At 68.0% G+C, this 21,086-nt stretch carries 18 protein-coding genes; 9 read left to right on the forward strand and 9 right to left on the reverse strand.

The window, feature by feature from the left end; translation table 11 throughout:
* Positions 1 to 51: 51 nt before the first annotated feature.
* Complete coding sequence (locus ACWF4Z_RS31395; protein WP_452246790.1) at positions 52 to 1,005, reverse strand: helix-turn-helix domain-containing protein; 954 nt, start codon at positions 1,003 to 1,005, stop codon at positions 52 to 54.
* Positions 1,006 to 1,087: 82 nt separating this feature from the next.
* Here ACWF4Z_RS31395 and ACWF4Z_RS31400 point away from each other — a divergent pair, with 82 nt between their 5' ends.
* On the forward strand, positions 1,088 to 1,351 hold the full coding sequence (locus tag ACWF4Z_RS31400) for a hypothetical protein (RefSeq protein WP_452246791.1): 264 nt from the start codon (positions 1,088 to 1,090) through the stop codon (positions 1,349 to 1,351).
* A gap of 54 nt (positions 1,352 to 1,405) precedes the next feature.
* Here ACWF4Z_RS31400 and ACWF4Z_RS31405 read toward each other — a convergent pair whose 3' ends face one another.
* Positions 1,406 to 2,632 carry a DUF418 domain-containing protein gene (locus ACWF4Z_RS31405; RefSeq protein WP_452246792.1) on the reverse strand — a complete coding sequence of 409 codons (1,227 nt, stop codon included), beginning with the start codon at positions 2,630 to 2,632 and terminating at the stop codon, positions 1,406 to 1,408.
* 100 nt (positions 2,633 to 2,732) lie between these two features.
* Between ACWF4Z_RS31405 and ACWF4Z_RS31410 the strand changes: the two genes are divergently transcribed.
* Positions 2,733 to 3,554, forward strand: a complete 822-nt coding sequence (locus ACWF4Z_RS31410; protein WP_452246793.1) for a class I SAM-dependent methyltransferase — start codon at positions 2,733 to 2,735, stop codon at positions 3,552 to 3,554.
* 73 nt (positions 3,555 to 3,627) lie between these two features.
* On the opposite strand, the gene ACWF4Z_RS31415 is transcribed toward ACWF4Z_RS31410, so the two are convergent.
* Positions 3,628 to 3,771: a hypothetical protein gene (locus tag ACWF4Z_RS31415; protein WP_452246794.1), complete on the reverse strand. Its 144-nt coding sequence runs from the start codon at positions 3,769 to 3,771 to the stop codon at positions 3,628 to 3,630.
* Positions 3,772 to 3,873: 102 nt separating this feature from the next.
* On the opposite strand from ACWF4Z_RS31415, the gene ACWF4Z_RS31420 reads away from it, so the two are divergent.
* Both ACWF4Z_RS31420 and ACWF4Z_RS31425 read left to right on the forward strand, forming a co-directional pair.
* Complete coding sequence (locus ACWF4Z_RS31420; RefSeq protein WP_452246795.1) at positions 3,874 to 4,731, forward strand: DNA-formamidopyrimidine glycosylase family protein; 858 nt, start codon at positions 3,874 to 3,876, stop codon at positions 4,729 to 4,731.
* A 65-nt stretch (positions 4,732 to 4,796) separates the two neighbouring features.
* Positions 4,797 to 5,120: a rhodanese-like domain-containing protein gene (locus ACWF4Z_RS31425; protein WP_452246796.1), complete on the forward strand. Its 324-nt coding sequence runs from the start codon at positions 4,797 to 4,799 to the stop codon at positions 5,118 to 5,120.
* A 203-nt stretch (positions 5,121 to 5,323) separates the two neighbouring features.
* On the opposite strand, the gene ACWF4Z_RS31430 is transcribed toward ACWF4Z_RS31425, so the two are convergent.
* Genes ACWF4Z_RS31430 through ACWF4Z_RS31440 form a run of 3 tightly spaced genes read right to left on the reverse strand, consistent with a single transcriptional unit; the run spans position 5,324 to position 8,223 of the window.
* On the reverse strand, positions 5,324 to 6,448 hold the full coding sequence (locus tag ACWF4Z_RS31430) for a sensor histidine kinase (RefSeq protein ID WP_452246797.1): 1,125 nt from the start codon (positions 6,446 to 6,448) through the stop codon (positions 5,324 to 5,326).
* A 15-nt stretch (positions 6,449 to 6,463) separates the two neighbouring features.
* Positions 6,464 to 7,651 carry a sensor histidine kinase gene (locus tag ACWF4Z_RS31435; RefSeq protein ID WP_452246798.1) on the reverse strand — a complete coding sequence of 396 codons (1,188 nt, stop codon included), beginning with the start codon at positions 7,649 to 7,651 and terminating at the stop codon, positions 6,464 to 6,466.
* A 26-nt stretch (positions 7,652 to 7,677) separates the two neighbouring features.
* Positions 7,678 to 8,223: a hypothetical protein gene (locus ACWF4Z_RS31440; protein WP_452246799.1), complete on the reverse strand. Its 546-nt coding sequence runs from the start codon at positions 8,221 to 8,223 to the stop codon at positions 7,678 to 7,680.
* 154 nt (positions 8,224 to 8,377) lie between these two features.
* Between ACWF4Z_RS31440 and ACWF4Z_RS31445 the strand changes: the two genes are divergently transcribed.
* From ACWF4Z_RS31445 to ACWF4Z_RS31455, 3 genes are all read left to right on the forward strand, one after another.
* Entirely contained in the window at positions 8,378 to 9,028 is a 651-nt protein-coding gene (locus ACWF4Z_RS31445) for a response regulator (protein ID WP_452246800.1), read from the forward strand.
* 147 nt (positions 9,029 to 9,175) lie between these two features.
* Complete coding sequence (locus tag ACWF4Z_RS31450; RefSeq protein WP_452246801.1) at positions 9,176 to 12,547, forward strand: phosphodiester glycosidase family protein; 3,372 nt, start codon at positions 9,176 to 9,178, stop codon at positions 12,545 to 12,547.
* 40 nt (positions 12,548 to 12,587) lie between these two features.
* A complete protein-coding gene (locus ACWF4Z_RS31455; protein ID WP_452246802.1) occupies positions 12,588 to 13,514 on the forward strand; it encodes a S66 peptidase family protein in 927 nt (308 codons plus the stop codon).
* Here ACWF4Z_RS31455 and ACWF4Z_RS31460 read toward each other — a convergent pair.
* Positions 13,511 to 15,289, reverse strand: coding sequence for an ABC transporter ATP-binding protein (locus ACWF4Z_RS31460; RefSeq protein WP_452246803.1), 1,779 nt, complete (start codon positions 15,287 to 15,289; stop codon positions 13,511 to 13,513). The genes ACWF4Z_RS31455 and ACWF4Z_RS31460 overlap by 4 nt on opposite strands.
* Positions 15,286 to 17,049 (reverse strand): ABC transporter transmembrane domain-containing protein, encoded by a 1,764-nt coding sequence (locus ACWF4Z_RS31465; RefSeq protein WP_452246804.1) that lies wholly within the window; start codon positions 17,047 to 17,049, stop codon positions 15,286 to 15,288. The genes ACWF4Z_RS31460 and ACWF4Z_RS31465 overlap by 4 nt, the downstream gene beginning before the upstream one ends.
* 213 nt (positions 17,050 to 17,262) lie before the next feature.
* Between ACWF4Z_RS31465 and ACWF4Z_RS31470 the strand changes: the two genes are divergently transcribed.
* A complete protein-coding gene (locus ACWF4Z_RS31470; RefSeq protein ID WP_452246805.1) occupies positions 17,263 to 18,684 on the forward strand; it encodes an MFS transporter in 1,422 nt (473 codons plus the stop codon).
* Here the strand turns inward: ACWF4Z_RS31470 and ACWF4Z_RS31475 are convergent.
* Positions 18,671 to 19,687, reverse strand: a complete 1,017-nt coding sequence (locus tag ACWF4Z_RS31475) for a GTP pyrophosphokinase (protein ID WP_452246806.1) — start codon at positions 19,685 to 19,687, stop codon at positions 18,671 to 18,673. The two genes, ACWF4Z_RS31470 and ACWF4Z_RS31475, sit on opposite strands and share 14 nt — an antisense overlap.
* Before the next feature lie 149 nt (positions 19,688 to 19,836).
* Between ACWF4Z_RS31475 and ACWF4Z_RS31480 the strand changes: the two genes are divergently transcribed.
* Positions 19,837 to 21,030: an ATP-binding protein gene (locus ACWF4Z_RS31480; protein WP_452246807.1), complete on the forward strand. Its 1,194-nt coding sequence runs from the start codon at positions 19,837 to 19,839 to the stop codon at positions 21,028 to 21,030.
* Positions 21,031 to 21,086: the final 56 nt, after the last annotated feature.

The raw sequence follows: 21,086 nt of genomic DNA on the forward strand, positions 1-21,086 counted from the left end.
TCTCAAGTACTCGAAATCGAGTATTAGGCCGAGAGTATCCGCTGTCAAGTATTAGCCGGCAGTCTGGAACGTCCGGCGGTAGTCCTGCGGGGGTACGCCGACGACGCGGCGGAAGTGGTGTCGCAGCAGTGCCGCCGTACCGAACCCTGACTCGGAGGCGATCTGCTCGATACCCATCCGGGTCTGCTCGAGGAGCGTCCGTGCGCGCAGCACCCGCTGGGTGGTGACCCACTTCAGCGGAGTCGTCCCGGTCTCGGCGACGAAGCGCCGGGCGAACGTCCGCTCCGACATCTGCGCGCGCCGGGCCAGCGCCGGCACGGTGTGCTCGATGGTCAGGTTGTCGACCATCCAGTCGAGCACCGGCTGCAGGCTCTCGCCGGACGACTCCGGGACCGGGACCTCGACGTACTGGCGTTGGCCGCCGTCGCGCTGCGGTGGGACCACCATCCGCCGGGCGATGCGGGTGGCGACCGCGCTACCGAGCTCGCGGCGGACCAGGTGCAGGCAGGCGTCGATACCGGCCGCGGTGCCGGCGCTCGTGATGATGTTGCCGTCGTCGACGAACAACACGTCCGCATCCAGCTTGGCGGTCGGGTACAGCTCGTTGAACAGCTTCACGTACCGCCAGTGCGTCGTACACGGCCGTCCGTCGAGCAGTCCGGCTGCGGCCAGCACGAAGGCGCCGGAGCAGACCGTCAGCAGGATCGCGCCGCGGGCCTCGGCCTTGCGCAGCGCGGCCAGGATGCGTTCGTCGTACGCGTCCCGCCAGGTGGTCGCCGGGACGCCGATCAGGTCGGCGGTCTCGAGCTCTTCCAGCCCGTACGGCGCGACGACGTGGGAGTGGCTGCTCGTCCGCAGGGGTTCTCCCGGGCGGGTCGAGCACACCTTGAAATCGAACGCGGGCACACCGTCGTCGGTCCGGTCGATCCCGAACACCTCCGACAGCACCCCGAACTCGAACAGGGCGACGTCCTCCATCAGGACCACCGCGATCTTCTGCAGCATGCGAACAGTATGGCAGGAATTTGTGGAAGTATGTCAATAGTGCCAGTGGTGGCTGTATCTGATTGGTAGCATGATTACTGCCATGACCGGATACATCGTTTTCGTAGTCCTCATACTGGCCGTGATCGCGGCTCTGGAGATCAGCAACAGGCGCAATTCCACCGGTCTCAGCACCGGTCGGGACGGCAGCTGGGTGGCTGACGACCGCGACGTGGCCCGGACCAAGCTCGACCTGCTCGCCCTTGGCGCGTCGGCCGAGCCCTTCAACCACAAGCCCGCCGGGACCACCGCGACCGTTCACTCGATCCGACTCGCCCGGCTTCACCACGGCCGCCACGCAGCCTGAACCACCCGAGCGGATATCCCTGCAGGGGTAGGGATATCCGCTCGCGTGCGTCGGTCAGGCGCTGGCGAGCTTCCGCTTCCAGGTGGGAGCAGCGGCGTTGGTGACTGCGCGCAGGACACCTTCGACCGGGCCGTAGCCGAAGCGGGCCAGCCAAATGTGACTCAGCAGCACCTGCAGGGCGAAGACCCCGACCGCGATGCCAGTGGTCTCCAAGGGCGACACCTGACCCACGAGGCCAAGGCCGACGCCGGTGAAGATCAGCATCATTGCGACCGACTGACCGAGGTAGTTGGACAGGGCCATCCGTCCGGCCGGAGCCAAGAGGCGCCGTACGTCCTGTCCTCGGTCGGAGTGCATGATCCGCAGCACGGTCGCGACGTACGCCGCACTTAGGAACGGCGCGGTCATCACACTGATCAGCACGGCGCCTGTGTCGTTGTTACCGCCCGTGGATGCGTAGATGACCCCGCCGACGATGCCGATCGGGAAGCCAACCAGCTGCATCAGCCGCAGGACTGCCTCGCGGCCGGTGAGGTTGGCGAGCAGCCGGCGCCGACCGGCCACCATGCCGAGTAGGAAGACGGCCAGTGTGGTCGGGCCTTGCACTGTGAGCTGAGCCAGGCCGAACGTCGGCAGCGCGCGGAGGTGTTCACCGATGATGTCGCCGAACGAGCCGGCCAGGTTCGTAGCAGTCTGCTGTGCGGCCGCGACCGCCGAAGTGGGGTCGAGGATCGCCGAGGTGTCGACGAACATCGCCGCAGCGGCCAGCGTGACGAACAGGTAGACGTAAATCGCGCCGGCGGCGATCAGCGCGGTCCGGTCCTTCACTCGCCGCATCGCCAGCAAAACAAGGCCGATCAGCGCATAGACGCTGAGGATGTCCCCGGTGGTCAGGAAGATCGCGTGCAGACCGCCGATCACGAACAGGCCGGCCAGCCGCCGCAGCATGCGTGGTTTGAAGGCCGCTCCGGCCCGCTGCGCCGCCTCCATCTGCAACTGGAAGCTGTAGCCGAACAGGAACGAGAACATCAGGTAGAACTTCATGTCGACGAACGCCGCGCCCAACCAGGTCACCGCGTGGTCGAGCCCCGACGAGTACGCCGGGTCCTCGGCGACGTGGATCGGATAGCCGGAGGCGGCGAAGGTGATGTTGACGATCAGGATGCCCAGGAGGGCGAAACCGCGCAGCGCGTCGATGTCGTGGATCCGCGCCCGATTCAATACCTGGCTCATGTGCTCCAGCACATCAGCGCAGGCTCCCGCGCACAGTCGCGCTGCCACCTCCCTCAGGGTGGAGTTTGCTCTACCCCCCAACTACCGCCACTGCCCCTGAGGGCAAAAGGGCAGGCGCTCGGCGGACCAGGCGTGGGACAGTTCGGAGGTGGCGGATTACCGGGAAGTGAATCGGGCCAGCTGGGACGAGCGCGTGCCTGCGCACGTGGCGTCCCCGGGCTATCAGGTGGCGTCCTTCGAGGAGGACCCGGCGTTCCTCAGTGGGGTCGTGCGGTTCGACGCTCCACTGCTGGGTGACATCACGGGGTTGCGTGGGGTGCACCTTCAGTGCCACATCGGCACGGACACGGTCTCGCTCGCGCGGTTGGGCGCCAAGATGAGCGGCCTGGACTTCTCGCCACCCGCGATCGAGCAGGCGCAGGCACTCGCGGACAGGCTCGGGTTGACCGTGGACTTCCACGTCGCCGATGCGTACGACGCGGTCGAGACGCTGGGTGCTTCGTCGTACGACCTGGTCTACACCGGGATCGGTGCGATCTGTTGGCTCCCCGACATCCAGCGGTGGGCGCACACCGTCGCCGGGCTGTTGAAGCCCGGTGGACGGCTCTTCATCCGCGAAGGTCACCCGATGCTGTGGGCGCTGGGCGAGACCGATGCCGGTCCGCTGCTGAAGTACCCGTACTTCGAGACCGAGGCGGGCATCGTGTTCGACGCCGGTGGGACATACGTCGACACCGACGTCGTCTTCACCGAGAACCTCAGCCACGAGTGGAACCATGGTCTGGCCGAGATCATCACCGCGCTCCAGACCGCCGGTCTGACCTTCGGGTCGCTCGCCGAGCACGACAGCGCGCCGTGGAACGCCCTCCCCGGCCTGATGACCGAGGATGCTGCCGGTGAGTGGCGTCTCACCGACAACCCGGAACGTCTACCAGCCACCTACACGCTGCAGGCGCACAAGCCGCTCTAGTGCGGCGACTAGTGAGCTGCGCGCCGCTGCTGGACCTTCCTTCCACCTACACGCCGCAGGCACACAGGCCGAACTAGTGAGCTGCGCGCCGCTGCTGGACCTTCTGGAAGGCTTCCTTGATCTTCCGCTGGTTCTCCGGCTTGCTCAGCTCACGCTGCGCGACCCGAGCCACTGTGGCGACGACGGCGCCCTTCACCAACGTCTTGACGAATCCCATGGGGGGACCTCCTCTGTGTTCCTACCGACGGTAGCCGTTCGGTCAACCAGCCTCCATGGGTGATCCTCCCGAACTGTCCCTGGCGTCAGGCACACTAGGTGGGTGCCTGAGTTGCCGGAGGTGGAGTCGCTGGCGGTGTTCCTGCGGGAGCGAGCCGTCGGCCGGGCGTTCGTGCGCGCCGATATCACCGCGATCAGTGCGTTGAAGACGTACGATCCGCCGATCTCGGCGATGGTCGGGCTGCTGATCGACGATGTGCAGCGGCACGGCAAGTTCCTGGACATCTCCGCGCAGGGCGTGCACCTGGTGATCCACCTGGCCCGCGCCGGGTGGCTGCGGTGGAAAGAGGAGCAGTCCACCACGCTGGTGCGGCCGGGGAAGGGCCCGATCGCGCTGCGGACCGTGCTGGACGACGGCTCCGGGTTCGACCTGACCGAGGCCGGCACGCAGAAGAAGCTCGCGGTCTACGTGGTGCGCGATCCCGCCGAGGTCCCCGGGATCGCCAGGCTCGGGCCGGATCCGTTCACGCTGACGCTCGAGGAGTTCGGCGACATCCTCAAGCGCGAGGGCCGGGTCCAGCTCAAGGGCGTGCTGCGGAACCAGTCGGTCATCGCCGGCATCGGCAACGCCTACTCCGACGAGATCCTGCACGTCGCGAAGATGAGCCCGTTCAAACCCGCGTCGAACCTGTCCGCCGACGAGCTGAAGATCCTGTACGACGCCATGCGCGAGACCCTCCAGGACGCGGTGAATCGCTCGGCCGGCCTCGCCGTTCAGGACCTGAAGTCGGAGAAGAAGTCCGGGCTGCGGGTGCACGGCCGGACCGGCCAGAAGTGCCCGATCTGCGGGGACATCGTCCGTGAAGTGAGCTTCGCCGACTCCTCGTTGCAGTACTGCGCGACCTGCCAGACCGGCGGCAAGCCGCTGGCCGACCGGCGCCTGTCGAAGCTCTTGAAGTAAGACCGCTGGTAGCGCGGGTGAACGGTGTGCATGATGGCCGCCCGGTCATCTGACATGCTTGTCACATGGCTCAGAATCAGGACATCCCGTCGGTCGTCGTGGCCGAGCTCGACGACGCGTTGCTGGCGGAGGCGTTCGTGCTCGACGTCCGCGAGCCGGACGAGTGGGACCGCGGGCACATCGACGGTGCCAACCACATCCCGCTCGGTCAGCTGCAGGAGCGGGTCGGCGAGGTGCCACTGGACCAGAAGATCCTCTGCGTCTGCGCCGTCGGCGGCCGCTCCAGCATGGCCACCCAGTTCCTCAACACCGTCGGCCGCGAAGCCATCAACCTCGACGGCGGCATGCACGCCTGGCAAACCGCCGGCCGCCCAGTAAGCACCAACTAACACCCCACCCCACCCCACCCCACCCCCCGCGGTACGCCCCCCGCTCCCCGGAACCATTTCAGGGGTCGGCCCCTGAAATGGTGGGTTGCGCACCGGCATACGAGCGGGCCACCCACAGTTTCAGGGGCCGGCCCCTGAAACTGTGGATCGGCGGGGGACGGGGTGAGTGGCGGGGGTCAGGGGGGTGGGTGAGGAAGCGGGGGTCAGGGGCGGTGGGCTCGGCGTTTGGGGGTTGGCAGGGTTACTTCTACTCGCCAGCCGCCGCCGGGGATCGGGCCGGCGACCAGTCGACCGCCTTGTTCTTGGATGCGTTCTCGGAGGCCGATGAGGCCGCGGCCGGTGCCGGACAGGCGGGGGTGTTCGCGGCTTGCGTGGTCGTTTTCGACGCTGACGGTGAGGCTGCGGCCGGCGCCGTTGACCAGGACTCGTACGGCGGCTCCCGGCGCGTACCGTAATGCGTTCGTCAGGCTCTCCTGCACTACGCGGAAGGCGACGTGGGCCGTCGGTGCGGCCAGGCCGTCGCGTTCGCCTTCGAAGCGGCACGACACATCGAGTCCGCCCCGAGCGGCCCGCGTCACCACCTCGTCGATCAGCGACAGATCCGGCCCGCTCACCTCGGTCCCGCCGAGCAACTCGACGAGCCGCTGCAGGTCGTCCTGACCCTGCCGCGCCGACTCCGCGATCCCCGAGAAGACCTGCTGCGCCTTGACCGGATCGCGATCGATCAACCGCTGCCCGGCCGCGGCCTGGATCACCATCACGCTGATCGCGTGCCCGACGATGTCGTGCAGCTCGGACGCGATCCGGGTCCGCTCGTGCCGTACGGCGAGTTCCGCGAACAGCTCGCGTTCCTCCTCGAGCTCGCGTCCCCTGCGCGCGAGCTCGAGGGCCGCCTCACGACGAAGCCGTAAGACGGTGCCGGCCAGGAAGCTGGGCACGCTGAACATCACCAGCGCAACCTCACTGGTGTCGCCGAGAACCCACCACAGCACCGACAGATACACGACCAGCCCCACCGCAACCACCCAGGCCGCACGGCCGGACCACCCCAGCGCGGCCACCACCGTCAGCAGCGCAACGATGGCGAACGTGGTGTCCGGAAACCACCCGTAGTTGCCGAGGATCGCCGGGACCAGCAGGAACAGACCGCCGAGCAGCGCGACGATCCGTGGATGGGTCCGCCACCAGATCAGCGTGAGCCCGCAGCACATCAGCATTGCCGTGAAGACGTTGCCGAGCAGGGTCGTAGGCCAGCCGTGCACCGCAGTTGGCACCGCGACCGCGGCGGCAACCGTCACCGCGATCCCCACCTGCTCGAGCCTCCGCACGGCCGTCACCTCGGATCAGCCGACAACCGGTAGTTGCGCGACGGCCCCGGCCCGGCCCTTGCTGACCTTCACCTCGAGCGAACCCCCGAGCAACCGGGCCCGCTCCTTCGCCCGTACGACGGCCGCCTTCAGGTCGGCGCTCTCACCCACCTGCCCGTTCACCCGGATCTCGAGAGCGTCCGCCTCGAACCGCACCGCGACCTCGATCGGAGCATCAGCCTGATCGGCGAGCGCGGTGATGAGGTGCTCGACGATCCGGTACGCCGAAAGCTCGACAGTCGCCGGCAGTGCGCGCGGATCCCCCGTCACGCTCAACCGCGAGTGAGCCGTCCGCAGCCGGGCGAGCAAGGTATCGAGGTGTGCGACTGTCGGCGTCGGCGCCAACGCCACATCGTCACCACGCAGCAGGCCAACGATCTCCCGCATGTCGTCGAGCGTCTGCCGACTGCCGGACTCGATCGACTCCAGCACCGCCTTGGCCTCAGCCGGCGGCAGACCGTCTGCCGACTCCGCCGCCGTCGTCAACTCACCAAGCCGGTCTTGCAACAACCCGTCAAGCTGCTGGGACAGCCGAGCCCGGTCGTCCGCAACCTCGAGAGCAGCACGCTCGTCCCGCAATTGCCGCAGCTCCTCCTCGCGGATCGCCAATTCCTGGTTCATCGCGCTGCGATGCCGAGCCGCCAGGCCAACCGCGAACACGATCAGAACGACCGGCGCGGCCAGCGCGATGACGGTCGGGCCGGTGGTCGCGTCGACCACCAACACGACGCTGGTCAGTACGACGCTGAGCCCGCAGACGATCCACGCCGCGGCCCGCTTGACCGTCAGCGCCCCGAGGAACGTCAGCACGAAGACGAGTGGGAGGCCCGCACCGCAGCGGGTCACCCACCCGAACAGGACGTCGTGCAACACCATCACCGCGATCGAGACACCGGTGACGGCGAGGATGCCTCGCCGCCACCAGAGCACCGGAATCGTGGCCCCCGCGAACACCGGGATCATCCAGACCGAGTGCGAGCTCATCGCGTGAGCCATCGACCCCTCCGCGATGGCCTTGCTCACCTCGGCATCCGGCATGTTCACGTTCTCCAGCATCAGCGCCACACCGAGCGCGGTGAGCCCGCCCGCAAGGAGCCAGTCGACAGGCTTGATCCGTCGACTCGACTGCATACCGCGACTCGTCTGCTGCTGGATCGCATTCATCGCAGGCTCCTACTCGCAGCAATCGCTCAGGCGGCCAGGCGCTGGTCGGCCGACGCCAGGCTCGCGGACTGCTTGGTGACTCGATTCTGCACGAGCAGACCGATGCCGTAGAAGAGTGCAGTGCCCGGAAGGGCAACCATCAGGCCGTTCCAGATCGTGTCGATCGACGCGTCCCTGGCCAGCATCACGACCAGGAGTACGACGATGCCGGCCAGCCCGATCACGTGGTTCAGACGGGCGCCGGCGAACCGGGCGACGCCGTACGCGAGGGCGAATGCCAGCGGGAGGACCACGCCGCACCGGGTGACCCAGCCGAACGCGAGGACGTGGGCCAGTGTGGTGACGGTGGTGACTCCGATGACCCCGAGGATGTTGGTCCGCCGCCACAGGATCGGCAGCGTGACCAGCAGGAACGCCGGAATCATCGCCCAGGTGGTCGTCGAGAGCGGGTGGGCGAGGTCTGAGCTCGACCCGGCGGACGTGTTCTCGACCATCAGGAACACACCCACTGCGGTCAGTACGCCGGCCAATACGTAGTCGAGGGGCCGGATTCCCTTGAAGATCTCGTTCATCGGACTGTCCTTTCGCTGCGGGCCCGGATGACCCATGCAGCGAAGGTAGATTTCGGCGTACGTCGTCCTCGTCTGGCGCAAGGACGATTCTCGGGACCGGCCGTCCTCCGTGAGGATGACGCGGTCGCCGTCCGGATGAGGGCACAATCACCGTGTGATCCGCGTGCTCGTCGCCGACGACCAGACCCTCGTGCGTACCGGCTTCCGGGTGATCCTGGAGGCCGAGGGCGACATCGAGGTGGTCGCCGAGGCCGACACCGGTACGGCGGCGATCCGGCAGTCCCAGCTGGTCGAGCCGGACGTGATCCTGATGGACATCCGGATGCCCGAGCTCGACGGGCTGTCCGCGACCGAGGAGATCCGCCGGCACCCGAACCCACCGACGATCATCGTGCTGACGACGTTCGACCAGAACGAGTACGTCTACCGGGCCTTGCGCGCTGGTGCGGCCGGGTTTCTGCTCAAGGACTCCCCGTCGACCCGCCTGATCGCGGCCGTCCGCGCCGCGGCCACCGGCGACTCGCTGATCGAGCCGGCGATCACCCGTCGGCTGGTCGAGCAGTTCGTCGTGCCGACCGAGCCGACCGCGCTGCCGTCGGAGCTCACCGCGTTGACCGACCGTGAACTCGACGTACTGCGGTTGATCGCTCGCGGACTCTCGAACGCCGAGATCGCGGCGGAGCTCGTGGTCGCCGAGACCACGGTCAAGACGCATGTCGCCCGGGTGCTGACCAAACTCGGGGTCCGGGACCGGGTGCAGGCCGTCGTGGTCGCGTACGAGACCGGCTTCGCCAACCGGGGCTGAGCCAACCGCAGCTGAGCCAACCGGAGCTGAGCCAACCGGAGCTGAGCCAACCTCGCTGAACAGCAGGTGAAAGACCTTCCGGTTCCCCGCTGGAGAGGTTAGTTTGTCACCGGTCGTGCGCGCGACCGTTCCGTTGGGGAGGCTCCTGTGTCGCTACTCCGTCCGCTGACCGCTGCCATCGGGGCCGGCGGCCTGTTCGCCGGTGCCCTGGTCGGCCCAGCCGTCGCACATCCCGCGCCGAGCGGGAGCATCCCCGATGCGGGCATCGCCGGGAACGGCGTACTGACCAGCCGAGCGGACAGCCCGGTCGCGCCGGGCGTCAACTACACCTCGTTCGAACGCCTTGATCCCAAAGGCTGGCAGCGCGGCGACATCCTCACGACCGATCTGGACAAGTACGGGGTCACCGTCGACTACGTCAATACCGGCAAGGTCTCCGGCGGCCAGCCACTCAGCCAGCAGTTGGCGCGCAAGGGCGCGATCGCCGGTGTCAACGGCGACTTCTTCGACATCAACGACACCACCGCGCCGCTCGGCGTCGGCGTGGAGCGGACCGGGCAGCTGATCAACGCGCCGGCCGCAGGCCACAACGACACCGCGGTGATCGGCACGAACGGTCTCGGCGCGATCGCGCAGCTCTTCCTGCAAGGTACGGCGACCGACGGCCCGACCAAGCTCGAGCTCACCAACCTCAACTCGCCGAGCGTCAACTCGGGCGGCATCGGCCTCTACACCCCGCAATGGGGTGACGTCGCCCGGACCAGGACCGTCGACGGCCTGCCGACCGTGCGCGAGGTGATCCTCCGCGATGGCGTGGTCGTGTCCTCCGCCACCACTCCGGCGGCCACCCCACTGGCCGCGAACGAGCAGGCGTTGATCGGTCGCGAGGCCGGGGCCGACGCACTCACCGCTTTCCAGGTCGGTGACAAGGTCGAGGTGCAGTACGGCCTGCGCCCCGACGCGGCGAACGTCGCGGTCGGCATCAGCGGCAACACCCAGCTCGCGAAGGACGGCAAGGTGCCGGCCGACGTACCGGACGCCGACCTCGCGCCGCGGACCGCGATCGGGTTCGACGCCGACGGCAGCCGGATGATCCTGCTGACGGTCGACGGCCGGGCGACCGGTTCGCGCGGATTGTCGCTCAAGGAGATGGGTGAGCTGATGATCGGCCTCGGCGCCGACGATGCGCTCAACCTGGATGGCGGCGGCTCGTCCACGATGCTGGCCCGGACTCCCGGCGAGGCGGCGCCGCAGGTCGTGAACGACCCGTCCGACGGCAACGAACGACTGATCCCGAACGGCGTCGGCCTCGTGCCCGTCAAGGGATCCGGTCGACTGAAGGGCTACCGCGTCGAAGCGGTCGGCACTGCGGCCGAGAGCCCGGACAGCGACCTGTCCCGCAGCTCCCGCGTCCTGACCGGTCTCAGCCGCGTCCTCACCGCCACCGGGTACGACGAGACCTACGCGCCCGCCTCCGGTACGCCGTCCTGGCACGCCGGCAGCAATGTCCGCGTCGATCAGCACGGTGTGGTGACGGGCCGCAAGGCCGGCGACGTCGTGGTCACGGCAGCACGCGGTTCGGCGAACGGGAGATTCCCGATGACAGTCCTCGGTACCCCGACTCGCCTCGCACCCTCGACCCGGCAGGTGTCCCTGTCCGACGCATCCTCCAAGGGTTTCTTCGAGATCGACGGGTACGACGCCGACGGCTTCTCCACCTGGATCGAACCGCGCGACGTCGAGCTGACCTACGATCCGGCCGCCGTGAAGGTGGTTGCGCGAGGCAACGGCTTTGACGTCAACGTGCTGAGCAACGACGCGGTCTCGACCGTGATCACGGCCAAGGTCGGTGCCCTGAGCACCCAACTCAGTGTCACCTCCGGCCTGGCGAGCACAGTCGTGGACGAGCTGGACGATGTGACCAAGTGGGCGGCGAACGCCGTACCGGTCGGTGCTGCGACGGCGTCACGGTCTGCAGCCGTTGGGCACGACGGTGGTCAGGCGATCGCGCTCGACTACTCACTCACGGGCAGTACGGCGACGAGGGCGGCGTACCTCTCCCAGACTCCGCAGCAGACGCTGCCCGGACAGCCGCAGAAGCTGGGCGCGTGGGTCTACGGCGACGGCAAGGGCGCGTGGCTGCGGGCGAACGCGTACGACGCGGCCGGCGGGACTGCGCAGACACTCAACCTCGCGGCGGCGGTGGACTGGACCGGCTGGAAGTACGTCGAGGCCGCCATCCCACCGGGGTTGACGATGCCGCTGCGGTTCTGGCGGATCTATGTCGTGGAGACCGTCCCGACGCGGCAGTACTCGGGCCGGATGATCATCGACGACCTGACCGTGCGGAGTGCGCCGCCGGTGACGGTTGCCCCGCCGGCGAAGGTGATCGACCCGATGGTCGTGACGGACGGAACGGTGACCGGCAGCGGTCGGTGGCGGTTCGCGGTGATGTCGGACGCGCAGTTCACCGCCGACGACCCGAACTCGGACTACGTGAAGCAGGCGCGGCGGACGATCCGCGAGGCGCTCGCACAGAATCCGGACTTCCTGGTGATCAACGGCGACTTCGTCGACCGTGCGTTCGGGCCTGATATCGCGCTGGCCAAACAGATCATCGACGAAGAGGTCGCGGGCAAGGTGCCGGTGCACTACGTGCCGGGTAACCATGAGACGTACGGGCCGAGTGACCTGTCGGAGTGGACCAAGGTGTTCGGCTCACCGACCAGCACGTTCGACCACAAGGGCACGCGGTTCATCCTGCGTGACTCGTCGCTGGGGTCGCTGCGGGCCGGTGGATTCGACCAGATCCTCGACCTGCGCAAGCAGTTGGACTCCGCGGCGACCGACCGGACCATCAAGAACGTCGTGGTGATGGCGCACCACCCGATCGACGATCCGTCGCCGACGCAGAACTCGCAGCTGGGTGACCGCAAGGAAGCCGCGATGATCGTCAAGTGGCTGGCCGACTTCCGGGCCTCGACCGGTAAGGGTGCGGCGTACATGGCGGCGCACGCGGGCACCTTCGCAGCGACCCGGACCGACGGCGTCCTGCTGCCGCTGACCGGCAACTCGGGTAAGAGCCCGGCCGCCGCTCCGGACGCGGGTGGCTTCACCGGTTGGGCTCTCGTCGGGATCGACCCGAAGGCCATCGCGGCTCCGGCCGGTGAGCGCTCGTGGTCGGCGCCTGAGCGCTCATGGTTCCAGGTGGAGCTCCGGCCGCATGTGGACTCGCTCGAGCTCGCCGCGCCGACGTCACTCCAGCGTGGCCAGACCGGCACGGTGGCGGCCACAGTCATCCAGGACGGGCGACACGTCCCAGTGGCGTTCCCGGTGTCGTCGGACTGGTGGGGTTCGTCGTCGCTCCACATCGGCTCGGCCCGGACCGCGCCGTTCTGGTCGGTTGCGTCGTACGACCCGGCAACGGGTCAACTCACCGCACTGCGCCCCGGAACCGTCCAGCTGGGCGTCACCGTCAACGGGGTCTCGAAGAGCACCACGGTCACGGTGGATTGGTAGGAGTCGTGCTGCACACGTCTGCGGGGGTAGCGTCTGGCCGGTGGATGAGCTGAGGGTGCCGCGCCGATTGGTGGCCGGGGATCGGGTTGCTGTGGTGGCGCCGTCGGGGCGGGTGGAGGCCGAGCGGCTGGAGGTTGGGGTCGAGCACCTGAAGGGGTGGGGGCTCGACGTCGAGCTCATGCCGTCGGTGCTGACCCAGCACGAGCGGCTGCCGTACCTGCCGGCCGACGACAAGGCGCGGGCCGAGGATCTCCGGAACGCTTGGCTGGACCCGCAGTTCGCGGCGGTGTTCTCCGCCCGTGGTGGAGTCGGTGTGCAGCGGATGATCGAGTACGTCGACCTTGATGCGCTGGCCGCGGTGCCGAAGTGGTTCATCGGGTTCAGCGACATCACCGCGCTGCACGAACCGCTGAACGCTCGCGGCCTGGTCACGATCCTTGGTCCGGTGGCGTCCGGTGTGGAGCAGTTGGGTGACGCGGACGGCCGCGAACGGCTGCGGGCGTTGCTGTTCGAGCCGGAGAGCGTCAAGGATCTGCTCGCCCCTCGCGGCGGTCGCACAGTCGTCGAGGGTGTCGCCGAAGGTGTCCTGAGTGGCGGCAACCTTGCGCTGCTGGCATCGAGCGTCGGTACGCCGACGCACGTGCGGCCGGACGGGATCGTCGTACTGGAAGACACCAATGAATACCCGTATCGGGTGGACCGGTTGCTCACGCAGCTGCTGCGGTCCGGGTGGTTCGATCAGGTCACCGGTGTAGTGGTCGGTGACTTCGGTAGTCGAGACGATCAGATCGGCGAGGTGATCCGGGAGCGGCTCGAGCCACTCGGCGTACCGATGGTGGAGGGGGTGGCGGTCGGACACGAGACGCCCAACCTCGCCGTACCGCTGGGGCTGCCGGTCCGCCTGGACGCGACCGCCACCACCCTCACACCTTTGTTCCCGACCCCAACCCTTTCCCTTAGCTTTTAGCGGTCACCGTGCCAGGAGTGCCAGAGCGCCGCGTAGGGGCCCTGAGCATCGACCAGCTCGTCGTGGCCGCCCAGCTCGACGATCTTGCCGTCCTCGACCACCGCGATCACGTCCGCGTCGTGGGCGGTGTGCAACCGGTGTGCGATCGCCACCACGGTCCGGCCTTCGAGGACGCCTGCCAACGAGCGCTCCAGGTGCCGAGCGGCCCGCGGGTCCATCAACGAGGTCGCCTCGTCCAGGACCAGCGTGTGCGGGTCCGCCAGCACCAGCCTGGCCAGTGCGACCTGCTGCGCCTGTGCCGGCGTCAGCGAGACCCCACCGGAACCGACCTCGGTGTCCAGCCCGTTGTCGAACCCGGCGACCCAACCATCGGCGTCAACCGATCGCAGCGCTGCCCACAGGTCCGCATCGGTCGCCTCGGACCGTGCGAGCCGCAGGTTGTCGCGAACGCTGCCCACGAACACGTGGTGCTCCTGGTTCACCAGCGCAACGTGACTCCGGACCTGCTCTGCTGACATCTCGTCGAGGGCTGCACCACCCAGGGTGATGTCACCGACCCGCGGTGAGTAGATGCCTGCCAGCAGCCGGCCGAGCGTCGATTTCCCTGCTCCAGAAGGACCGACGAGCGCTACGCGCGCACCCGGCTGCACGGTCAGGGTGACACCGTGCAGCACGTCGCGCCCCTCCAGATAGCCGAATCGCACGTCGTCGGCGTTCACGGTCCGGCCGTCCGGCTCGGCACCTCCGTCGACAGCAGCCTCTTCGACCTCACGGACGCCGACCAGCCGGGCCAGTGACACCTGGGCGACCTGGAGCTCGTCGTACCAGCGGATCATCATGTTGACCGGCTCGACCAGCATCTGGATGTACAGCGCACCCGTGGTGAGTGCACCGACGGTGATCCAGCCCTGGATGGCCATGCCGCCGCCGAAGACCAGCACGGCGGCCAGTGCGACGGTGTGGGTCATGTTGATCACCGGGAACAGGATCATCCGCAGATACAGGGTGTAGCGCTCCCAGGCGACCCACTGACCGATCCGGGTGTCGCCCAGCTTGATCCGGCGGTTGCCGAGCCGGTGCGACTCGACGGTCCGGCCGGCGTCGACCGTCTCGGCCAGCCCGGACGCCACCGCGGCATACCCGGCGGCCTCCGATCGGTACGCCGAAGGCGCACGCCGGAAGTACCACCGGCCACCGATGATCAGGATCGGCGTCGCGATCACCACGGCCACCGCCAGCGCGGGCGCGGTCACGATCAGTGCGCCGATCAGCAGCCCGGCCCAGATCACGGCGATGGTCAGCTGCGGCACGGCGTCGCGCATGGCGTGCGAGAGCCGGTCGATGTCCGTGGTGATCCGGGACAGCAGGTCACCTGTCCCGGCCCGCTCCAGCACACCTGGCGGCAGGCCGACCGCACGGACCAGGAAGTCCTCCCGCAGGTCGGCGAGCATCTCCTCGCCGAGCACTGCGCCGCGCAGCCTGGTCAGCCGGACGAACACCGTCTGCACGGCGAGCGCACAGACGAACCCGATCACGACGGACGGCAGCTTCACGTCGGTGCGGCCCTGGGACAGCGTCTCGACCACATTGCCGAGCAGCCAGGGGCCGACCATGCCGCTCAGCGCGGCTACCGCGTTCACCAGCGTCAGCCAGAGGAACTTGCGGCGGTGCCGCTGGAACAGCGTTTTGATGTAGGCACGCACGGTTGCGCTGCCTGCCACCGGCAGCCGAGCAGCTTCCTGCGGGGCAGCCGGGTCGTACACAGGGCGCTTCACAGCGACTCCTCGAGAGTTGGTTCGTCTTCACGGGTGACGGTCGCGCGGTAGCGCGGGTTGGTGTGCACCAGCTCGTGGTGGGTGCCGACGGCATCGACTCGCCCGTCCGGCACGAACACGACCCGCTCCGCGCGATCGAGCATCAGCGGGCTGGACGTGAACACCACAGTGGTCTTGCCGGCTCGCAGCAGCACCAGACCGTCGGCGATCCGGGCCTCGGTGTGCGCGTCGACCGCACTGGTCGGCTCATCCAGCACCAGCACGGACGGGTCGACGTACAGCGAACGCGCCAACGCCACCCGCTGTCGCTGACCACCGGACAGGGATCGTCCCCGCTCGGTCAGCAGCGCCTGCATCGGATCTGACACACCATCCGGCAGGGTCTGCCGCAGTACGTCGAGAATGTCCGCGCACTGTGCTGCGTCGAGCGCGGTCTCCGGAGAGACCTGACCACTCGCAGGCACGTCGAACAGCTCGCGGACTGTCCCCGACAACAGCACCGGGTCTTTGTCCTGTACGAGCACGACAGTCCGGGCCGAGTCCAGCGGGAGATCGTCCAGTGCCACCCCACCGAGCAACACCGAGGCGTCTTCGGCCTCAGCGGCCGGACTGTGACCGCCCAGCCGGTCAGCCAGTCGGCCGCCAGCATCCGGGTCGCCGCAGACCACTGCGGTGAAGCTGCCGGCCGGGACATGCAGGCCGGAGACCGGGTCATCCAGGTCACCGTCGGGCAGCTGAGCCGCTCCGGTCGCCTTGGTTTCGTCGGTCCGCTGCAGCGACAGCACCCGGGCAGCCCGGCGCGCCGACACCTTCGAGAAGATGAACGCGCTCGCCGTCTCCTCGAACGTCTGCAACGGCACCAGCATGAACGTGACGAACCCGTACGTCGTGACGAGCTCGCCGACCGTGATCCGGCCCGACAGCACCAGCCGGACACCCAGCCACACGATCACGACCAGGAACACGCCGAACATCAACACCTGCATCGCCGAGATCAGCGACCACATCCGGGCGCTCCGGACCGCGCTGGCCCGGTACTCCTGCGAGGCCGTGCGGTAGCGGTCCAGGAACAGTTGCTCACCGCCGATGCCGCGCAGTACGCGCAGCCCGGCAACGGTGTCGGCGGCGAGCTCGGTGGCCCGGCCGCCCTTGGCCCGCTGAACGTCGGCGCGACGCTCGGCGGGACCCATCAGCGGCACGATCGAGAACGCCAGCACCGGAACGGCGACCAGGACCACCAGGCCGAGCTGCGGTTCGTAGAACAGCAGGCCGACGACCACCGCGAAGCAGGTCAGCAGCGCGGCCGTGAACCGGCCGACCACCTCGACGAACCAGCCGATCTTCTCCACGTCGCTGCTGCTCACGGCCACGACCTCACCGGCGGCGATCCGCCGGGTCAGCAGCGAGCCGAGGTCAGCGGCCTTGCGGAACAGCAACTGCTGCAGGCGTGACGCCGTACTGATCCAGTTGGTCACGACCGCCTTGTGGAAGAACGAGTCGGCACCGGCCTTGGCCGCGCCGAACGCGAGCAGCAGCAGACCGGCCAGGATCAGCTTGGGCCAGGACTTGTCGATCGCCGCCTGGACAGCGATACCGACGGCGACCGGCGCAGCGGCGATACCGCCGAAGAAGAGCATCCCCCAGAAGACCGCGACGGCCTGGCCGCGGAGCTGCTGATGCTCCAGCCAGAGGATGAGTCGGAGACCGGACCGGGTGTCGGGCACACCCGGATCGGCGAACGGGACAAGGCGCAAAGACATGACGTCTCACAAGAGGCGTAGAAGGGGTGTGAAGAGGGGCACCTGACCAGGCGAATAGATCAAGCCTAGGCGCCGCCTCCGACACTCCGTCAAACCGTTTTACGCCGGAAGCGCCGGCCTGCGTCCAGGCCGTGTCCAGGCCGTGTCCAGCCCGGGGGAATCGTTTCCCGAGGCGGTAGTACAGTTTTCAAGCGGGCGATCGAGAGGAGACCGGTGGAGGCGCCTACGCGGAGGCGGCGGCTGCTGGTCCTGGCGATCTGCTGCTCGAGCCTGTTCATCGTCGGCCTGGACTCGACGATCGTGAACCTGGCGCTGCCGGCGATCCGGTCCGAGCTGGGCGCCTCGGTGTCGAAGCTGCAGTGGACGATCGACGCGTACACGCTGGTGCTCGCGAGCCTGCTGATGGTCTCCGGCTCGACCGCTGACCGGATCGGCCGCCGGCGGACCTTCCAGGCCGGGCTGCTGATCTTCGGGGCCGGGTCGCTGCTGTGTGGCTTCGCCCCGACCATCGACCTGCTGATCGTGTTCCGGATGGTGCAGGCCATCGGTGGCTCGATGCTGAACCCGGTCGCGATGTCGATCATCACCAACACGTTCACCGATCCGCGGGAGCGCGCCCAGGCGATCGGGGTCTGGGGTGGCGTGGTCGGGCTGAGCCTGGCCGTCGGCCCGGTCGTCGGTGGGGCGCTGGTCGACTCGGTGGGCTGGCGGTTCATCTTCTGGATCAACGTGCCGGTGACGATTGCCGCCGTACTGATGACCGCGTTCTTCGTGTCCGAGTCGCGGGCGGCGGTGCCGCGCCGGATCGACCCGGTGGCGCAGGTCCTCGTCGTACTGCTGCTCGGTGGGCTGACGTACGGGATCATCGAGGGCCGGTCGGCCGGGTGGGGCTCGCCGCTGATCATCGGGTGCTTTGTGCTGTTCGCGGTGGCGCTGGTGTCGTTGGTTCTGTACGAGCGTCGCCGTGCGGAGCCACTGCTGGATCCACGGTTCTTTCGGAGTGCGCCGTTCTCGGGCGCGACTTTGATCGCGGTGTGCGGGTTCTCGGCGCTGTCCGGGTTCTTGTTCCTGAATTCGCTGTATCTGCAGTCGGTGCGTGGGTTCACCGCACTGCATGCCGGTCTGCTCACGTTGCCGATGGCTGCGATGACTGTGGTGTTCGCACCGATCTCAGGCTGGCTCGTCGGCCACCGTGGCCCGCGACTGCCGTTGGTTGTCGCCGGAAGCATGCTCACGGTCGCTGGCCTGTTGCTGTCGCGCCTGGGCAACTCCACGTCGACTGTGATGTTGCTGGTCAGCTATCTGGTCTTCGGACTCGGTTTCGGCATGCTGAACGCGCCGATCACGAACGCCGCGGTTTCCGGCATGCCACGCGCGCAGGCCGGGGTCGCAGCCGCGATCGCGTCGACCAGCCGTCAGGTCGGCGTGTCCCTCGGCGTCGCGATCGCCGGCACGGTCCTCACCGCTCGCCTGGTCGGTCCGTTGGAGACCGGGTTCGTACATGCGGCCCAGCTGAGCTGGTTCATCATCGCGGGATCCGGCGTACTGGTGCTGATCCTCGGACTGATCACGACCAGCGCGTGGGCACGTCGTACCGCATCCTCAGTCGCAGACGATCTCGTCAAAGCTCGATGATGCCGGCTCGGCCGAGGGCTTTCAGGCGGCCGCGGAGGATCTTCTGCCGGCGCTCCTCCTCCGGGAACAGGTCGATGTACGCCGTGCCCTTCGCGGCCAGGAGGTCGTCGTCCAGGCGTCGTACCGTGCCGGCCGGGAAGCGATGGGTCATCGCGGCCTGCACCGCGGACATGTCGATACCGGTCAGGAGCTCGGTGAGCTGCTCCTCGGTACTGATGCCGAGCCGGCCGAGGATGCCGAGGATCCACGCGTAGTGGTTGGTCTTCGCGTGGGGCGCGTCGGGATAACGACGGGTCAGGTACGACGTGAGTGTCGCCGTCGTCAGATCACGGGGGGTCTTGTCCGGCTCGGCCGCGGCGAGCTCGCGGTAGAGCCGGTCGATCTCGGTGAACTCGTTGTCGGCCAACTCCATCAGCGCCGCGGCGAGCAGGAAGCGCCGGTCGAACTCGGGCTTGCGGGCCGGCGGGATGTCCAGCTTGTACCGGATGTCGTGCTCGAACTCGGCCCACGCGTGCTGGACCGCCGTACGCACCTGGATCTCCATCGTCAGGTTCTTCAGTACGGCGTACTCCGGCAACTCGCGGCGATGGGCGTTCAGCCGGACCAGGTAGTGCTTGCTCGCGTACCCGAACACGCCCTGCGCCCGGGTGTGCGCGCCCATGTCCGTGTGCTCGACGATGTCGAACTCCGCCTCGATCACCTCGCAGACCCGGTCCACCGCCTCGACCAGGAACGTGATCACCCGAGCCGCGACCAGGTCGGTGATCTGGTTGAGCGGATCGTCGTACTTGGGCCGAGTGGGGTCGTCGGGGTGCGGTTTGGCCGCCTTGACCAGGAAGGACTCGGGGTCCTTGGCGCGTGCGGTCGCGCTGAGGTAGTTGATGCCTTCCTCGTCGCCGATCAGCTCGTCGATCAGGGACTCCAGCTTGCGGGCACCGCCGACGTACTGCTGATGCACCCGCTCGTACAGCGCTCCGGCCTGCTCGGCCCACTCCACCCGCATGCCGGAACCATAGTGCGCTACCACTCGCTCGTGCTGTCTACCATTTTCTACTCTTTTCACTAGAAAGCTGTAGAGACCGATCGCGACACGCTCTCGCGCCGGCTAGGTCAATCTAAGGAAAACGCTAGACGGGCTCATACAGTGACAGCATGGATCCGATCCGGAATCCCTATGCGCCCGGCGCCGGTCAGCGGCCGCCTGAGCTGGCCGGTCGCGACACCGAGGTGCGGCAGTTCGAGGTGGTGCTCGAGCGCGTCGCCGCGGGCCGGCCCGAGCGGAGTCTGGTGCTGTCCGGACTGCGTGGCGTCGGCAAGACCGTCCTGCTCAACACCTTGCGTAGTCAGGCGATCAAGCGTGCCTGGGGTACCGGGAAGATCGAGGCCCGGCCGGACCAGAGCATCCGGCTGCCGATCGCGCAGGCGCTGCACACCGCCATGCGGGAGCTTGGGCACCGGCATCGCGACGACGACCGGGTCGACGAGTTCAGCGCCGTACTGAAGGCGTTCGCGTTGCGGACCGCTGCGAACGACCGGAAGGGGATCCGGTGGCATCCGCCGCTGGACGTGGCCGCTGCGAAGGGCCGAGCCGACTCCGGTGACCTCGAGATGGATCTGATCGAGCTGTTCGCCGATGCGGCTGATTTGGCCGGCGATCTGTCCGTTGGGGTCGGACTGTTCATCGACGAGATGCAGGACATCAGTGCGGACGACCTGTCCGCGCTGTGCGCCGCTTGTCACGAGATCTCGCAGCAGAGCGCGCCACTGGTCGTTGTGGGTGCCGGTCTGCCGCATCTGCCCGCTGTACTGTCTGCGAGCAAGTCGTACTCCGAGCGGCTCTTCCGCTACATCCGCGTCGACCGGTTGGCGCGGGAGGCGTGTGATCGCGCGCTGATGATCCCCGCGGAGAGCGAGGGCGTCCAGTACGACGAGGAGGCGCTGGACGAGCTGTACGCCCAGACCGACGGCTACCCGTACTTCGTCCAGGCCTTCGCCCACTCCACCTGGGACCACGCGCCGACGTCCCCGATCACCATCAAAGACGTCGCCCTGGCCGCTCCGGAGGCGTCGGCGGAGCTGACCGTCGGCTTCTTCGGTTCGAGGTACGAACGCGCCACCCCCGCCGAACGCGAGTACATGCGAGCCATGGCCGAGCTGGGCATCGGCGTGGACGACGGCTCCGTCCCCACCGCCGAAGTAGCCAACACCCTGAGCCGCAAACCCCAGTCCCTCTCCCCAGCCCGAGACGGCCTCATCAAGAAAGGCCTCGTCTTCTCCGCCGAACGAGGCACCGTAGCCTTCACAGTCCCCCACTTCGGCAAGTTCCTCCGCACCCGCACCGCCTGAGCTGCCCTTTCGGGGCGGGTGCTGGGTGGGTAGGGTCGAGGGTCATGGCTGAGTCC

It is taken from the genome of Kribbella sp. NPDC055071 (assembly GCF_053608045.1).

What these genes read in the sequence shown, in the direction of transcription:
- ACWF4Z_RS31415 (WP_452246794.1), bottom strand. Translation starts at nt 3,771, where the DNA reads ATGGGATTCGTCAAGACGTTGGTGAAGGGCGCCGTCGTCGCCACAGTG.
- ACWF4Z_RS31475 (WP_452246806.1), bottom strand. Translation starts at nt 19,687, where the DNA reads ATGCGGGTGGAGTGGGCCGAGCAGGCCGGAGCGCTGTACGAGCGGGTG.
- ACWF4Z_RS31395 (WP_452246790.1), bottom strand. Translation starts at nt 1,005, where the DNA reads ATGCTGCAGAAGATCGCGGTGGTCCTGATGGAGGACGTCGCCCTGTTC.
- ACWF4Z_RS31480 (WP_452246807.1), top strand. Translation starts at nt 19,837, where the DNA reads ATGGATCCGATCCGGAATCCCTATGCGCCCGGCGCCGGTCAGCGGCCG.
- ACWF4Z_RS31400 (WP_452246791.1), top strand. Translation starts at nt 1,088, where the DNA reads ATGACCGGATACATCGTTTTCGTAGTCCTCATACTGGCCGTGATCGCG.
- ACWF4Z_RS31435 (WP_452246798.1), bottom strand. Translation starts at nt 7,651, where the DNA reads ATGAATGCGATCCAGCAGCAGACGAGTCGCGGTATGCAGTCGAGTCGA.
- ACWF4Z_RS31440 (WP_452246799.1), bottom strand. Translation starts at nt 8,223, where the DNA reads ATGAACGAGATCTTCAAGGGAATCCGGCCCCTCGACTACGTATTGGCC.
- ACWF4Z_RS31465 (WP_452246804.1), bottom strand. Translation starts at nt 17,049, where the DNA reads ATGTCTTTGCGCCTTGTCCCGTTCGCCGATCCGGGTGTGCCCGACACC.
- ACWF4Z_RS31425 (WP_452246796.1), top strand. Translation starts at nt 4,797, where the DNA reads ATGGCTCAGAATCAGGACATCCCGTCGGTCGTCGTGGCCGAGCTCGAC.